At 68.7% G+C, this 14,763-nt stretch carries 17 protein-coding genes; 3 read left to right on the top strand and 14 right to left on the bottom strand.

Annotated elements, in window-relative coordinates:
- Positions 1 to 9: 9 nt before the first annotated feature.
- The 13 genes from ABFX45_RS13330 to ABFX45_RS13270 all read right to left on the bottom strand — a co-directional run bounded on the left by ABFX45_RS13330 (position 10) and on the right by ABFX45_RS13270 (position 10,769).
- The gene (locus ABFX45_RS13330) at positions 10 to 1,047 is read right to left on the bottom strand and encodes an NAD-dependent epimerase/dehydratase family protein (RefSeq protein WP_109629048.1); all 1,038 of its coding nucleotides are present in this window, start codon (positions 1,045 to 1,047) and stop codon (positions 10 to 12) included.
- 267 nt (positions 1,048 to 1,314) lie between these two features.
- Positions 1,315 to 1,416, bottom strand: a complete 102-nt coding sequence (locus ABFX45_RS13325; protein ID WP_015105422.1) for a 30S ribosomal protein bS22 — start codon at positions 1,414 to 1,416, stop codon at positions 1,315 to 1,317.
- Between the two features lie 120 nt (positions 1,417 to 1,536).
- Positions 1,537 to 1,749, bottom strand: a complete 213-nt coding sequence (locus tag ABFX45_RS13320) for a helix-turn-helix domain-containing protein (protein WP_030477960.1) — start codon at positions 1,747 to 1,749, stop codon at positions 1,537 to 1,539.
- A 117-nt stretch (positions 1,750 to 1,866) separates the two neighbouring features.
- A complete protein-coding gene (gene proC, locus ABFX45_RS13315; protein ID WP_346130002.1) occupies positions 1,867 to 2,676 on the bottom strand; it encodes a pyrroline-5-carboxylate reductase in 810 nt (269 codons plus the stop codon).
- A 23-nt stretch (positions 2,677 to 2,699) separates the two neighbouring features.
- Positions 2,700 to 3,482 (bottom strand): thioesterase family protein, encoded by a 783-nt coding sequence (locus tag ABFX45_RS13310; protein WP_109629052.1) that lies wholly within the window; start codon positions 3,480 to 3,482, stop codon positions 2,700 to 2,702.
- The gene (locus ABFX45_RS13305) at positions 3,479 to 4,375 is read right to left on the bottom strand and encodes a proline dehydrogenase family protein (protein WP_109629054.1); all 897 of its coding nucleotides are present in this window, start codon (positions 4,373 to 4,375) and stop codon (positions 3,479 to 3,481) included. Before ABFX45_RS13305 ends, ABFX45_RS13310 begins: the two co-directional genes overlap by 4 nt.
- Before the next feature lie 33 nt (positions 4,376 to 4,408).
- Positions 4,409 to 5,251, bottom strand: a complete 843-nt coding sequence (locus tag ABFX45_RS13300) for a sugar phosphate isomerase/epimerase family protein (RefSeq protein ID WP_109629056.1) — start codon at positions 5,249 to 5,251, stop codon at positions 4,409 to 4,411.
- A complete protein-coding gene (locus ABFX45_RS13295) occupies positions 5,248 to 6,540 on the bottom strand; it encodes a hypothetical protein (RefSeq protein ID WP_346129998.1) in 1,293 nt (430 codons plus the stop codon). Before ABFX45_RS13295 ends, ABFX45_RS13300 begins: the two co-directional genes overlap by 4 nt.
- On the bottom strand, positions 6,540 to 7,520 hold the full coding sequence (locus tag ABFX45_RS13290; RefSeq protein WP_109629059.1) for a Ppx/GppA family phosphatase: 981 nt from the start codon (positions 7,518 to 7,520) through the stop codon (positions 6,540 to 6,542). Before ABFX45_RS13290 ends, ABFX45_RS13295 begins: the two co-directional genes overlap by 1 nt.
- 27 nt (positions 7,521 to 7,547) lie before the next feature.
- Entirely contained in the window at positions 7,548 to 8,228 is a 681-nt protein-coding gene (locus tag ABFX45_RS13285; RefSeq protein WP_109629061.1) for a response regulator transcription factor, read from the bottom strand.
- Positions 8,225 to 9,397, bottom strand: coding sequence for a sensor histidine kinase (locus tag ABFX45_RS13280; RefSeq protein ID WP_109629063.1), 1,173 nt, complete (start codon positions 9,395 to 9,397; stop codon positions 8,225 to 8,227). The genes ABFX45_RS13285 and ABFX45_RS13280 overlap by 4 nt, the downstream gene beginning before the upstream one ends.
- A 176-nt stretch (positions 9,398 to 9,573) precedes the next feature.
- Positions 9,574 to 10,320, bottom strand: coding sequence for a phosphoglyceromutase (locus tag ABFX45_RS13275; RefSeq protein ID WP_109629065.1), 747 nt, complete (start codon positions 10,318 to 10,320; stop codon positions 9,574 to 9,576).
- A 5-nt stretch (positions 10,321 to 10,325) separates the two neighbouring features.
- A complete protein-coding gene (locus ABFX45_RS13270; RefSeq protein WP_346129994.1) occupies positions 10,326 to 10,769 on the bottom strand; it encodes a VOC family protein in 444 nt (147 codons plus the stop codon).
- 60 nt (positions 10,770 to 10,829) lie between these two features.
- Here ABFX45_RS13270 and ABFX45_RS13265 point away from each other — a divergent pair, with 60 nt between their 5' ends.
- Genes ABFX45_RS13265 through ABFX45_RS13255 form a run of 3 tightly spaced genes read left to right on the top strand, consistent with a single transcriptional unit; the run spans position 10,830 to position 12,993 of the window.
- Positions 10,830 to 11,462, top strand: a complete 633-nt coding sequence (locus ABFX45_RS13265) for a TetR/AcrR family transcriptional regulator (protein ID WP_346129992.1) — start codon at positions 10,830 to 10,832, stop codon at positions 11,460 to 11,462.
- Between the two features lie 56 nt (positions 11,463 to 11,518).
- Positions 11,519 to 11,818, top strand: a complete 300-nt coding sequence (locus ABFX45_RS13260; RefSeq protein WP_346129990.1) for a hypothetical protein — start codon at positions 11,519 to 11,521, stop codon at positions 11,816 to 11,818.
- A complete protein-coding gene (locus ABFX45_RS13255) occupies positions 11,818 to 12,993 on the top strand; it encodes a hypothetical protein (RefSeq protein WP_346129988.1) in 1,176 nt (391 codons plus the stop codon). The genes ABFX45_RS13260 and ABFX45_RS13255 overlap by 1 nt, the downstream gene beginning before the upstream one ends.
- A 65-nt stretch (positions 12,994 to 13,058) precedes the next feature.
- On the opposite strand, the gene ABFX45_RS13250 is transcribed toward ABFX45_RS13255, so the two are convergent.
- Complete coding sequence (locus tag ABFX45_RS13250) at positions 13,059 to 14,624, bottom strand: 4-coumarate--CoA ligase family protein (RefSeq protein WP_109629076.1); 1,566 nt, start codon at positions 14,622 to 14,624, stop codon at positions 13,059 to 13,061.
- Between the last annotated feature and the right edge of the window lie 139 nt (positions 14,625 to 14,763).

Below are 14,763 nucleotides of genomic sequence, written 5' to 3'. Positions count from 1 at the left end.
AGACAAAGATCAGCGGAAACGAGCGGCTGCGTCGAGGATTCCCCGTTCCGCCGCCTCAATCGTCTCCAGGTCGATGAGCGGCTTCAGGCCTCGTCCGCTCACGTAGTCGTCGAACGCCTGCTGGGTGGTCCACCGCGGCGTGAACCCGAAGTCCTTCTTCAGCAGGGTGGTGTCGATCACGCGCCCCCAGTTGAGGAACCTCATCTGGTCCGGCGAGAAGTCGACGAGCCGGGCGCTCCGGAAGAAGCCGCCGACCGTGGGCACGGCCACGCTGGGCACCGGCAGGTTCAGCCTGCCCGCCCGCCGAATGGCCTGTGACAGCAGCAACACGCCGTCACCACCCACGTTGAACACACCGGGCAGGTCGTGCAGCGTCGCGCGTTCGAGGACAGCGAGGGCGTCCTCGGAGTGCAACAGCTGCACACGAGCGTCGTAGCCCAGGACGGTGGGCACGACCGGGAGGGCGAAGTAGCGCGTCAGCACCGTGTCGATGCGCGGGCCGATGAAGTTCGTGAAGCGCAGCGTGGTGACGTTCACGTCCGGCCTGCGACGGCCGAACCCGCGCACGTACCCCTCGACCTCGACCGCGTCCTTGGCGTAGCCGGACGACGGCAGGTCCTTCGGGCCCATGTCCTCGGTGAACACCGCCGGGTCGCGCGAGCTGGACCCGTACACGGCGCTGGTGGACTTCACGACGAGCTTGCGCACCTTCGGCGACTTCTGGCACGCGGCCAGCAGCTGCATGGTGCCGATGACGTTCATCTCCTTCATCACCGTGCGGCCGGTGGGCCCGGCCGGGTTGGCGGTGACGGAGGCGTGGACGACCGTGTCCACGTTCGCGGTGGAGATGACCTTGGCGATCAGCGGGTTGCGGATGTCGGCCCGGACGAACTCAGCCCTGCCCATCCGGCGCAGGAGGTCGCGTGGCGGCGGCTCGGTGTCCACGCCGAGCACGCGCTCGATGTCCGGGTTCGCGGCGAAGCGCGCGGCGAGGTGGCCGCCGAGGAAGCGGCTGACTCCGGTGACGAGGACGACCTTGGGCGTCATGCGACTCCAAGCAGGAGGGGTGTTGCGATTGGTCGATGCTACAAGGCAGATGTGAAACCGGAGGAGGCCGGAACGCCGCCTTGACGCAGGTCACGAACGCTTTACCGGCTAATCACCCGATCGGCGGCGACCGTTCCCGTGTTTCCCGGCCGCCGTCCCACAGGGTGATATCCGTGCTGCCGCAAGCACCTCATGACGGCCCCGGGAAACGCAACCGCCGCCGACCCCTGCGAGAGGAGACCGGCGGCGGTGAGAGCGCACACGGGCTTACTTGCCGCGCTTCCTGCGCTGGACACGGGTCTTGCGCAGCAGCTTGCGGTGCTTCTTCTTCGACATGCGCTTGCGGCGCTTCTTGATGACCGAGCCCATGCGGGTTCCTTAGCTCTAGACGTTGCTTTGACTGGCGCGCCCCAGCCTTGGCCGTGTCAAGCACGGCGCGCCGGTAAGCACGATCGGCCTACCAGTCTACCCGGCGGGGTTCGCCAGTCTTCAGCCAGCGTCGAAGTACGCGTTCTCGAGGTAGGCGTGCACCGCCTTCTCGGGCACCCGGAACGACTTGCCGACCCGCACAGCGGGCAGCTCACCGGAGTGCACCAAGCGGTACACGGTCATCTTCGAGACCCGCATCATCGAGGCCACTTCGGCCACGGTCAGGAACTGGACCTGAGCGAGACCTGTTCGTTCGTTCTCCTTCGCAGGCATGTATCACCGCATCCTTCGACACGTGTCGTGCCGTCGGTCTTCCCCACCGACGGTTCGACACGCACGTGCTCTCCTGAGAGTAGCGGGACTGGTGTGACTCCTGCGACGTCCGACTGGTCAGTCCTCGTGTTGCTTACCCAGTTCGATGGAACGATCACGCGCCGATTCGATGGCAGCCAGCAGCGCCGCACGGACGCCGTGCTTCTCCAGCTCCCGGATCGCCATGATCGTCGTTCCCGCGGGTGAGGTGACCGCCTCACGCAGGATGACCGGGTGCGACGTGCCCTCTGCGAGCATCGTCGCGGCACCCACCGCCGACTGGATGATCAACGTCGACGCCAGGTCGCGCGGGATGCCGAGCAGGATGCCCGCGTCGATCATCGCCTCGACCAGGAAGAAGAAGTAGGCGGGACCGGAGCCGGACAGCGCCGTCACCGCGTCCTGCTGCGACTCCGGCACGACCGCGACCTTGCCCACGGTCGAGAGGAGCTCCTCGACGACCTTGAGGTGCTCGGGCGTGGCGTTGGAGCCGCCGGAGACCGCGCTCATGGCCTCACCGACGACCATCGGCGTGTTCGGCATGACCCGCACGACCGGCGTGCCCTCCGGCAGCCTGCGCTCGTAGAGGGCGGTCGGCAGACCTGCGCACAGCGACACGATCAGCGTCCCGGGCCTCAGCACCGGCCTGAGCTCGGCCAGCAACGGCTCGATGTCCTGCGGCTTGACCGCCACGACCAGCACGTCGGCCTTCGCGGCCGCCCCGGCGACCGTGACGGCCTCGAACCCGTACTGCTCGGTGAGCGAGCGCGCACGTGCCTCGTGCTTCTCGGTGAACATCAGATCGGCGGCCGCGCGGCCGCCCTGCAGAAGCCCGGACAGCAGCGCCTCACCGATCTTGCCCGCGCCGAGCACCGCGATCTTCGTCATCGGTCAAGTCTCACACAGTGCTCTCAGACAGCTGGTGTCAACGCCAGCTGCCTCGCCTGGCACACCAACCGGCCGGCCGCGTCGATCACCGTCGCGTCCTCGTCGAACCACTGTCCGTGCACCGCCTGGCAGGTGACGTGGATGCGCAGCCACCCCGGCGCCGGCCGGGCCCGCAGCAACGCGGTCAGCTGCACCGTCGGCGACCAGCCGAAACGCCCGAGGTTGAACGTCACCGGCATCGACAGGTCGCCGGCCAGCAACGCGAAGTACGGGTCCGGCTGCTCGTCGATCGGCCGCGCCCACAGCTTGAACGTGAGCGGTCCGTCCGTGCGCCGGTCGAGGAACGCCGCGCTCTCCCGGTCCACCCGCAGGTCGCACAGGCCACCGACCTTGTAGGCACCACCGGTCGGGAACGTCGCCAGCTCCACCGAACCGGGCGGCGGCGCGGCGGGGATCGCCGGCAGGTTCACGTAGTCGGCGCGGTGCTCGGGGATCCGCCCCGTGGTCACGCTCGCCTCCACGCACACCTGACCGCGCTGTTCCAGCGACACCGCGACGACCGTGGCCGTGCGCCCGCTCTTGCGGACGTCGGTCCTGATCAGCACCGGCCCGATCTCCGGTGTCCTGAGGAACTGCGCGGAGACCGCGAGCGGATCACCGTCCGCGGTCTGAGCTGCCGCACGCGTCATCACGGCGAGCAGGAACCCGCCGTGGGGCTTGGGCCCGACGGTCCACTCGGCCGGCAGGGACGCGGTGAAGGTTCCGTCACCGAGCGAACGCACCGCGCTGGACTTGGTGAAGGTCATGAGCTGCTGGCCAGCGACCGCAGGAAGAAAGTCACGTTGGCAGGCCGTTCTGCAAGTCGCCGCATGAGATATCCGTACCACTGCTCGCCATAAGGAACATAAACGCGAGCTCCGAGGCGCCGCTGCTCCTCCGTCCGGACGCCGTACAGCATCTGGTACTCGAACTCGGTTTTGTCATACCAGCGAGCCCGCTCGCCGATGATCTCGATCAGCCTCGGGTCGTGCGTGGCGAACATGGGGTACCCCTCTCCAGCGAGGAGAACGTTGAGGCACCGCACGTAGTTCAGATCCACCTCGTGAGGGTCCTGGATCGCCACCTCCGGCGGCTCCGCGTACGCCCCCTTGACCAGCCGGACCCTGCTGCCCGGACCCGCGAGCTGCTTGCAGTCGTCCAGCGTCCGGTGCAGGTACGACTGCAGCACCGCGCCCACCCACGGCCAGGTGCGCCGCAGCTCGTGCAGGATCCGCAGCGTCGAATCCGTCGTGGTGTGGTCCTCCATGTCGAGCGTCACGGTCGTCCCGCACTGCTCCGCCGCTGCACAGATCCGGCTGGCATTCGTCAGGGCGAGCGACTCGTCGAGCGCCTGCCCGACCGCGGACAGCTTGACGCTGACTTCTGCGTCTTGGGCCAGCCCGGCGGCGTGCAGGGCGTCGAGCAGCTCGAGGTAGGCCTGCACCGTCTTCTCGGCCTGGGCCTTGTCCGTGGTGTCTTCGCCCAGGTAGTCGAGGGTCACCGGCAGGCCGAGGTTCCGCACGACCTCGACGGCGTCGGCCGTCGACTCGCCCGCGACGAATCTTTTGACCACATCTCGGCTGATGGGCGCGTTGGCGACGAGGTGGCGGACAGTCTCGTTGCGAGACGCGGCCATGATCAACGCTCGCAGCGGGTTCACACCACGAACCCTAACTCGCCGGTCGGCTCACCGTCAGGACAAGGCCGAACGTCCCCTGCCGACGCCGCCCTCGGTCGGCCAGTCCAGGTGCAGCCGCGCGAACAGCAACGCCTCGGCCAGCATCTCCCGCCGGGCCGCCGGCGATCCCGCGCGACGGGTGTTGACCTCCAGCACGACCTGTCCGTCGAACCCGGCCTGAGCCAGCATCTCGCACAGCTCCGCGCACGGCTGCGACCCGCGTCCCGGCACCATGTGCTCGTCCTTCGGCGCTCCGGATCCGTCGGCCAGGTGGATGTGCCGCAGCCCGTCGCCCATCCGCTTGGCCAGTTCCAGCGCGTCCATGTGCGCGGCGGCCGAGTGCGACAGGTCCAGCGTGTAGTTGCGGTGCCCCACGTCGGTCGGGTCGATGGACGGCTTGAACGCCGTCATCTGCACCGAACGCCCACGGCCCAACGGCCGGCGCACGGGGAACATGTTCTCGACCGCGATCGCGATGCCGCTCTCGTCCTCCAGCGACGAGACGAGCTCGGCGAACCCGTCCGCGTACTTGCGCTGCCAGCGGAACGGCGGGTGCAGCACCACTGTCGGCGCGCCGAGGTCGGCGGCGGCCTGCACGGACTTGCGCAGGCGCTCTGCCGGGTCCGGCGACCAGACCCGCTGCGAGATCAGCAGGCAGGGCGCGTGCACGGCCAGGATCGGCATGCCCGATCGGGACGACAGGCGGTCGACGGCCCGGATGTCCTGCGACACCGGGTCGGCCCACACCATCAGCTCGACGCCGTCGTAGCCCAGTTCGGAGGCGATCTCGAACGCCGCTCCGGCGGGCTGCGGGTAGACCGACGCCGTGGAAAGCCCGACCGGGATGCGGCCCGTCAACTCTTCACCAGCAGCATCGCCGCTGGTGAGACGGTGACGATGAGGCCTACGAGGATGGCGAGCAGGGTGGTTTGGAGGTCGTCCGCCCGGCGGATCTTTCGAACCAGCAACACCAGGCCCACGGTAACGGCCAGCGCCACGACGAGTGCGGCCACCGCCTGTGTACGCCACAAGAAGTTGAAGGCGAGCCACAGCGCCGCGCCGCCGAGCACACCGACGGCGAGCTGGCCGATCATGATCAGCCATTCCTTGCCCGGCGAGCGCTGGGCTGCGTCCTCCGGCTCCTCCGTGACCTCGTCGGCGTCGTCGAGGCCGGCCGGACCCTCGTCCTCCGCGGCCTCTTCGTCCGCGAGGTAGTCGTCCTCGGGTCGGTAGACGGCGTACTCCTGCGAGTCGTCGTCGTCCACGTACGGGCCGGGGTGGGCCGCGGTCGACTCCATGGGAGCCATGGACAGGTCGGTCTGGACGTCCGCCTCGTCGTCGCCGAACCACGCGTCGGGCTGGTTGTTCGGCAACGGCTCCGGCAGCTTCGGCGGAGCGGGCGGCACGATCAGCACGGACTCGGTCTCGAGCGCGGCGATCTGGTCCACCGGCGCCTTGGCAGGGATGCGCGGGAGCTGCTCGGTCATCGCCTCACGCGGCGGCAGGCCCTGCGGACCCGGCTTCTGCGCCGGGGTGGGCAGCTGCACCGGCGGCACCGGCTGTGGCCCTGGCGGGGGACCCGGCTTCGGGGGCCGGGTGATGTTCGTGCGCGACGGCGCGGGCGCGGGCGGGGCACCGGCGTCCAGGCGGGAGCTCACGGCCTCGGGTCGCGGCAGGTCCGCGCGGGACGGCATCTCCGGGCGTGGCAGGTCGGACCGCGACGGCTGGTCGCGCACCGGCGGCACCTGGCGGGTCTGCTCCGCGGCGGCCGCGGGCGGAGGTGTCGGGCCGGGTCTGCGCACCTGCGGCGGCTGGGCGGGTGGTGCCAGCGGCGGCTTCGGCTGGTACGCCGTGCGCTCGGCGACGGGCGGCGGTGCGACAGGAGGCGGTGCGGCCGGAGGTTCCGGGGCCGCGCGACGACCGGACGGAGCCGCGTCGTCGTCGCGGATCGCCATCAGCCGGCCGCTGTCGGACAGGACCCGCTCGATGATCGTCTGGGGCGCGGTCTCCGGCTGCTGGACGTCGTCCTCGTCGTCAGCAGCCCGGCGGCGTCGCCGACGTGGCGCAGCCTCTGAACTGCCGCCGTACTGGGCGAGCAGCTCAGCGACTGTGCGCTGCGTCTGGTCCGATCCGCTCTCTCGACTCATCAACTCCACCGTGCCCCGGTCTGGCCAGTCCGTCCAGTATCGCTCTGGTCCGTCCCATCAGTGTGGTCCAGCCGTCGGAGGATGACACCCTCCCGGAGGGCCCAGGGGCAAATCTCCAGCTGCGTGAGTGACAGGGCTCGCATCGTTGCCTCCGCGACCAGGGCGCCCGCGACGAGCTGGTGTGCGCGCGACGTGCTCACACCTTCCAGCTCCGCGAGGTCACTGGCCGACATCCGGGAAATGAACGCGATCAGCTGCCGCAGGCCCGCGTCGGTGAGCACGCGACGTGCCCTGGGCCCGGCAGACGATGGCGCGGCCCCGGTGAGCCGCGCCAGCGTTCGGAAGGTTTTTGAGGTCGCAACCACCCGATCGGGTTCACCCGCGCGTTTCAGCTTCCGCGCCACGGGCGCGAGCTGCTCTGCCAGCCAGTCGGTGGTCTCGCGGACCTCCGAGCGGCGGGGCGGGTCCTTCTTGAACCGGGTTCTCGTCAACCGGCCCGCGCCCAGCGGCACGGAGAAGGCCATGTCGGGGTTCTCGTCGCGACCGACAGCCAGCTCCAGCGAGCCGCCGCCGATGTCGAGGCACAGGAGTTTGCCCGCGGACCAGCCGTACCAGCGTCGGACCGCGAGAAAGGTGTACTTGGCCTCGTCCTCGCCGGACAGGACCTGGAGATCGACCCCGGTCTCGGTGCGCACCCGGTCGAGCACCTCCGCGGAGTTGCCCGCCTCGCGCACCGCCGAGGTCGCGAACGCCATCAGATCCTCGCAGCCGGACTTGCGGGCCGACGCCTTCGCGCCCGCCACCGCACGGACCAGCTGGTCAGAGCCCGCCTTGGTGAGCAGCCCCTTGGGATCGAGCTGCTCGGCCAGGCGCAGGATCGTCTTCTCGGACGTCATCGGAATCGGGTGGGCACCACGATGCGCGTCCACCACCAGTAGGTGGACGGTGTTGGAACCCACGTCGAGAACGCCCAGGCGCACGCCGGAAACGGTACCTGGTCGTGTCCGTCAGGACTCGAACTTGTAACCGAGACCCCTAACGGTCACGAGGTGCCGCGGTGCCGACGGGTCAGGTTCGATCTTCGACCGAAGCCGCTTGACGTGTACGTCCAGCGTCTTCGTGTCGCCGACGTAGTCGGCACCCCACACGCGGTCGATCAGCTGACCCCTGGTGAGGACGCGGCCGACGTTGCGCAGCAGGTACTCGAGGAGGTCGAACTCCTTGAGCGGCAGGCTGATGTCCTGGCCGCTGACGGTGACGACGTGGCGTTCCACGTCCATCCGCACCGGGCCGGCCTCCAGGATCTGCGGCAGCAGGTCCTCCGACTCGCCGCCGCGGCGCAGCACCGCGCGGATGCGGGCGATGAGCTCGCGCGCCGAGTACGGCTTGGTGACGTAGTCGTCAGCACCGAGCTCGAGGCCGACGACCTTGTCGATCTCGCTGTCGCGGGCCGTCACCATGATCACGGGCACGGCGGAGCGCTGCCGCAGCTGCTTGCAGACGTCGGTGCCGCTCATGCCGGGCAGCATGAGGTCGAGCAGCACGATGTCGGCACCGTTGCGGTCGAACTCCTCCAGCGCCTCCTGGCCGGTGGCCGCGAGCGCCGCGGTGAACCCTTCCTTGCGCAGCAGGAAGGCGAGCGGATCGGCGAAGGACTCCTCGTCCTCCACGATGAGCACCCTGGTCACAGCTCTCCTCCAGTGTCACCCGCGCCGGTGGGGACGAGGGTCGGGTTGGGTTCGGTCGCCGCGGCGGGAATCCGCAGCGTGAAGGTGGAACCCGTTCCTGGCAGGCTCCACAGCTTCACCTCGCCGCCGTGGTTGGCGGCGACGTGCTTGACGATCGCGAGCCCGAGGCCGGTGCCCCCGGTCGCACGCGATCTGGCCTTGTCGACGCGGTAGAACCGCTCGAAGACCCGCTGCTGCTGGTCTTCTGCGATACCGATGCCGCGGTCGGTCACGGCGATCTCGACGTGCCCGTCGACGAGCCGGCGGCTGACGCTCACCGGGCTGCCGGGCGGCGAGTACGCGACGGCGTTGTCCAGCAGGTTCGTCAGCGCCGTGACCAGCAACGACCGATCGCCCGGCACGACGAAGCCACTCGGCTCGTCGGTGGTGATCGAGATGTTGACCGACTCGGCGGCGAGCTTGGACCTCGACAGCGCCTCGTTGATCACGACGTCGATCTCGGTGTCGGACAGCTCCGGCAGTTTCTCCGCGCCCTGCAGGCGGGACAGCGCGATCAGCTCGGTGACGAGCGTGCCGAGGCGGGTGGCCTCCTGCATGATCTTCGCGCTGAAGCGGCGGACCTCCTCCTGGTCGTCGCTCGCGTCGAGCACGGCCTCCGCCAGCAGGGCGAGGGCTCCGACCGGGGTCTTGAGCTCGTGGCTCACGTTGGCCACGAAGTCGCGCCGCGTCTTCTCCAGCCGCACGGACTCGGACTCGTCGGTGGCGTCGACCACGATGAAGTCCTCGATGAGCTGCCGGACCTCGGCGTGCACGGCCTCCGGCTGACGCCCGCCGCGCTGGGTTTCCAGAGGCGAGAGGTCGACGTAGACGACCTCGTTGCTGTTGCGGACGGCTTCCGCCGCCTTGCGCGCGCGGTCGTCGATGCGGTTGTTGCGGACGACCCCGAGCTCCTCGGCCCGCGGGTTGTGCAGCACCACGTCGCCGAAGCTGTTCAGCACCACGATGCCGTCGTGGGAATCCTGGACGATCCGCTGGATCAGGTCGCCGACGGTGAGCCCGTCGGGCTTCCGCGGATGTCTTGGAGCGGTGAACCTGCCAACGAAGAAAGCGGCGATCACGCCGATGAGCGCGACGCCGATCGACACAGCGAGGTAACCCGTTGTGGTCACGAAGCGAATGGTAAGCAGCTCGGAGGTGTCTTGGCCTAGTACGGGAGCGTGAACCGTGATACCCGCGACACCTCAGTGGACGGTTGTTCCGTCCCTGGTCAGCCCTCGTTCACCCAACCGTGTCCTGAGACGCGAAAAGCGCACCCGAACAGCAGGTGCGCTTTCCGGTCAATTGGTCAGCGGCCTTGGTTGGCCACTGCCGCAATGGCGTCCTTCGCCGCATCCGGGTCGAGGTATTCGCCACCCGGCTTGAGCGGCTTCAGGTCCTCGTCGAGGTCGTAGCGCAGCGGGATGCCGGTCGGGATGTTCAGCCCGGCGATGGCCTCGTCGGAGATGCCGTCGAGGTGCTTCACGAGCGCGCGCAGCGAGTTGCCGTGCGCGGCCACGAGAACGGTCTTACCGGTGCGCAGGTCCGGCACGATCGCCTCGTCCCAGTACGGGAGCATGCGGGCGACGACGTCCTTGAGACACTCGGTCAGCGGCAGGTCCGGCCCGAGGTCCGCGTAGCGGGGGTCGGCGTCCTGGCTGAACTCGCTGCCGGGCTCGATGGGCGGCGGCGGGGTGTCGTAGGACCGGCGCCAGAGCATGAACTGCTCCTCGCCGTAGGTGTCCAGCGTCTGCTTCTTGTTCTTGCCCTGCAGCGCGCCGTAGTGGCGCTCGTTGAGGCGCCAGTCGCGGCGGACCGGGATCCAGTGCCGGTCGGCGGCGTCCAGCGCCAGGTTGGCGGTCATGATCGCCCGGCGCATCAGCGACGTGTGCAGGATCTCCGGCAGCACACCGGCTTCGCGCAGCAGCTCACCGCCGCGGCGGGCCTCCCGCTCGCCCTTCTCCGACAGGGGAACGTCCACCCAGCCGGTGAACAGGTTCTCCGCGTTCCACGTGCTCTCGCCGTGGCGGAGCAGCACCAAGGTTCCGACAGACATGGCAGCTAGCCTGCCATGCCGACCCTCCTGCCGTACCCCGGCCGGTCGCCGTGATCCGCGCCATGTTCCTCGTCGGTGTAGACGTGGATCTCCAGTCCATCGGGGTCGTTGAAGACCAGCAGCCACCCGATGCTCGCCTCGATCTCCGGCGAGTGCGGGATGCCCAGCCCGTCGAGGTGCTCGATCCACTCCCGGAGGTCCTCGCGGGTCTCCACGGCCCAGTTGACCGGGTCGAAACCCGCGAGCGCCTTCGCCTTCTCCGGGTTGAGCCGCAGGCTCAGCCCCGCCGCACCGCCGCCCACCCAGCCCGCGACGCCGCGGACCACGCCATCCGCGTCCGCGAACTCCCACGCGACCTCGTAGCCGAACACCTCGCGGTACCACTCGATGCTGCGCGCCAGGTCGCTGACCGGGATCTTCACACCTCTGATGCCTCTGATCCTCGCCATCGCGGGTCTCCAGAATTTGAGTGCAGACATGCTGCAACGAATGCAGCTAGACTGAACTCGATGAGTGAGGAAGTCAAGCGTTCGTACAGCTCACCGCTGCGGGAGCAGGGAGCCGCCTACACGCGCCTGCTGGTGCGCGACGCGGGCCACCGGTTGTTCGCACGGGACGGGTTCGTGGCAACGTCGATCAAGAAGATCGCGTACGAGGCGGGCGTGTCCGAGCGGACCGTGTACACGCACTACAAGAACAAGGTCGAGATCTTCCAGGACGCCCTGAACGTGGCGATCGCCGGTGACGAGGAGCCGGTCGCCATGCGGGACCGGCCGGAGTTCGAGGAGGTCCTCGGCACGCCGTCGGCCACCGAGATGATCTCCGAGATGGTGCGGCGGAACGGCCTGATTCTGGAGCGCGCGGGTTCGTTGATCATGGCGGGCATCGAGTCGTCCGGTGCCGACGCGGACATGCGGCGGATCTCGGACGAGGGCGAGCACGCGATGCGGGCGAACTGCCTCGCGCTGGCCACCGCGCTGGTCACGACCGGCGAGGTGCGGGACGGCATGGACGCCGATGCCGTGGCGGACGTGCTGACGACGATGTTGTCGCCGCACGTGCACCAACTGCTCGGGTGGCCGGCCGAGCGCTATCGCACCTGGTTGGTGCACACGCTCACATCCTCGTTGCTCAGGCCCTGACCTGCGGTACAACCCAACCACAACCCGCGGCCTCTACACCTCCCACCATGAAGTTCATGATGAGACTCGTGCTCGCGGTGGCGGTCGCGAGCGGAATTGCAGTCCCCGTGTCCGCCGCCCATGCCGCCGACTGCTCGCCTGCGCGGGTAGCGGCCGCGGACGTCAATCGCTATGAGGGCACTCACGAAGCCTGGGACCTCGTCTTCAAGTTGGTGGCGACGGCGGATCCAGGCTGCCATCCCGTCGGCACGGTGCGTTACGCCGTCGAAGGCGACACCGCGACCGGTGGCGACCCCGAATCCGGTGACGCCGACTTCGTTCCTGTCAAGCGCTCCGCGGCTTGGCCGTGCCGCTGATGGTGGTCGCCGCAACGCTCGCGGGACAGGGACAGGCAGTGGCCGCCGCTGAGCCACTGGGCCCGCTGATTCCAGCGCCGGTTCCGCTGCACCTGAGCAACCCGGAGGCCTACGCACTCGCCAAGGACGCCGGCGACGCGCTGCGGTACTCCCTGGCGGCGGTGGCGGACGACCTGGACAGGTCCTACGCCGCCGGCACCGTCGAGGCAGACCTCAAGCAGGGCCTGCTGTCGCTGCCCGTGGCCAAGCGCAACAAGTTCGTCGCGGCCGCCAAGGAAGCCGTGAAGGTCTCGCCGAACAACCTGACCGCAGCGATGAACCCGGCCTCGCCGTGGGGCAGGCACGGCCGCCTGACCGCCACGCAGTTCCGGGCCATCGGCTTCAAGGGTGCGTTCGACACGGTGCAGATCGACGCGGCGAAGCTGAAGGCCGCCGTGAACAAACGGGCCCAGGCGCTCAAGCAGGAGGAGAAGAAGGCTGAGACCGAGGCGGAGAAGGCGGCCAGGAGGCTCGGCCTGGACCTCTCCACCCAGCCGAAGTTGACTGCTTTGGACTTCCGGATCCAGCAGGTCAAGGCGGTCGAGGAGACCAGCGGGTGGGGTTCCGACGAGATTCTGCTGGGAGGTATGGAGACCTTCCACACCGGCTACACCAGGAAGATCAAATCCTGGAAGGTGTCCGACGACTTCGACGCCGGCGAGGTCGTCAACTACCCCGCCCCCGGCCACAAGTTCGGCCTCTTCGGCATGCCCAAGGCCGACCCGTGGCCGCGCAGCTTCGTGTCCGTGGTGATGATGGCCGAGGAGGACTCCGGTGGTTTCGCGGATGCCGTGAACCAGGCGTGGCTCAAGGTCCGCGACGACATCAGCGAGAAGATCAAGGAAGCGGTCGGCGAGTGGGCTTCCGAGTACGTGGGCGCCGCAATCGGTGAAATGCTCGGCAAGGTCATCGGGTTCCTCGTCGGGGACGCCGTGGAGTTCATCGCCAACTGGTTCAAGGACGACCTGTTCGACGCCCACGCGACAGCTGTCCATCTCCCGTCTCCGTACGCGTTCATGTACAACAACCCCGCAGACGCGGGCTGGACCAACCACCAGTTGCCGACCACCAAGATGCGGTTCACCGGGCACGGCGGTGACTACCGCGTGGAGGGCCGCTGGACGGTCTACGGCTGACCCGCGCAGCGACACACCACGCCGAACGCCCCCAGCGATCTCGCTGGGGGCGTTCGCCTTGTGGGTCAGGCCTGTTCGCGAGCCCTGAGGTCCTTGCGCAGGATCTTGCCGGCCGCCGACTTCGGGATCGCCCCGATGAACTCGACCACGCGGACCTTCTTGTGCGGCGCCACGTTCGCGGCCACGAACGCCATCACGGCCTCCTCGGTGATCGTGGAGTCCGGCTGGCGCACCACGAAGGCCTTCGGGACCTCCTCGCCGTCGGCGTCCCGCACGCCGATGACCGCCGCGTCGGCGATCTCGTCGTGGGTCAGCAGCACGGCTTCGAGCTCGGCCGGCGGGACCTGGTAGCCCTTGTACTTGATCAGTTCCTTGACGCGGTCGACGATCGAGACGATGCCGTCGGCGTCGATCACCGCGACGTCACCGGTGTGCAGCCAGCCCTCGTCGTCGATGGTGGCGGCGGTGGCGTCCGGGTTGTTCAGGTAGCCCTTCATGATGTTCGGGCCCTTGCACCACAGCTCGCCGCGCTCGCCCACGCCGACGTCGGCGCCGGTGGCCGGGTCGACCAGGCGGCACTCCAGGTTCGGGATGATCACGCCCACCGTGCCGACCGAGATGTCGTCGCGGCTGTCCGGGATGGCGTGGCTGACCGGGGACATCTCGGTCATTCCGTAGCCCTGCGACACACGGCAGCCGAGGCGCTTGCGCACCGCGTCGGCGAGCTCGACGTCCAGCGGCGCGGCGCCGGAGAACAGGGTCTTCATGGCGGACAGGTCGTACTGGTCGACGATCGGGTGCTTCGCCAGCGCGACGGCGACCGGGGGCGCGATGTAGACGCGGTCGGTCTTGTGCTCGGCGATCACGCGCAGGAACTCCGGCAGCTCGAACTTCGGCAGCGTCACGACGACACCCCCGATGTACAGGCCGTTGTTCATCAGGACCTGCATGCCGTAGATGTGGAAGAACGGCAGCACGGCGAGGATCCGGGTGTGCGGGCCGACGTCGGACAGGATCGGCTGGCACTGCACGAGGTTCGCGACCAGGTTGCGGTGCGTCAGCATCACGCCCTTGGGCAGCGCGGTCGTGCCGGACGAGTACGGCAGCACCGCGATGTCCTCGGCCGGGTTGATCTCGACCTCTGGCACCGGGTGGTCGTTGGCGAGCAGCTCGCCCAGCGACGGGTAGCCCTCCGCCTTGTCCAGCACCACGACGTCCGTGACGCCGGCCTTCGCGGCGCCGGGAGCGGCGTTCGGAAGCAGGACGGAGACCGTGAAGAGCATCTTCGCGCCCGCGTCGTGCAGCTGGTGCGCGACCTCGTCGGGCGTGTAGAGCGCGTTGATCGTGGTCGCGGTGGCGCCCGCGCGCAGGATGCCGTGGAACACGACGGCGTAGTACGGAGTGTTCGGGCTGAGGATGCCCACCACGTCGCCCTTGCCGATACCGCGCGCGGCGAGTGCCGCGGCCATGCGGTCCACGGCACCGGCGAGCTGGCCGTACGTGAGCGAGGCACCGGACATGCCGTCGATCAACGCAACCCGGTCCACCCGGTCGGCTATGTCGCCGAACAACAGCTGGTGCAGCGACACATCAGGGATCTCGACGTCGGGGAACGGACTGCGAAAGACCATGCGGCGACCTCATTCACTCGCTGAACACCCAGCCTGTGCGGCTCATCGTGATCCAGCCCACTGAACAGGTCAAGGACCGCTCAATCGCTACAGATACGTTACTTAGCGCGTCTAATTACACTCGAATGGAGTAATACAA

This window comes from Lentzea roselyniae (assembly GCF_039537795.1).
Taxonomy (GTDB): domain Bacteria; phylum Actinomycetota; class Actinomycetes; order Mycobacteriales; family Pseudonocardiaceae; genus Lentzea; species Lentzea atacamensis.
Note: the sequence above shows the minus strand (reverse complement) of the source record. Positions and strands in the feature narration are given on the sequence as shown.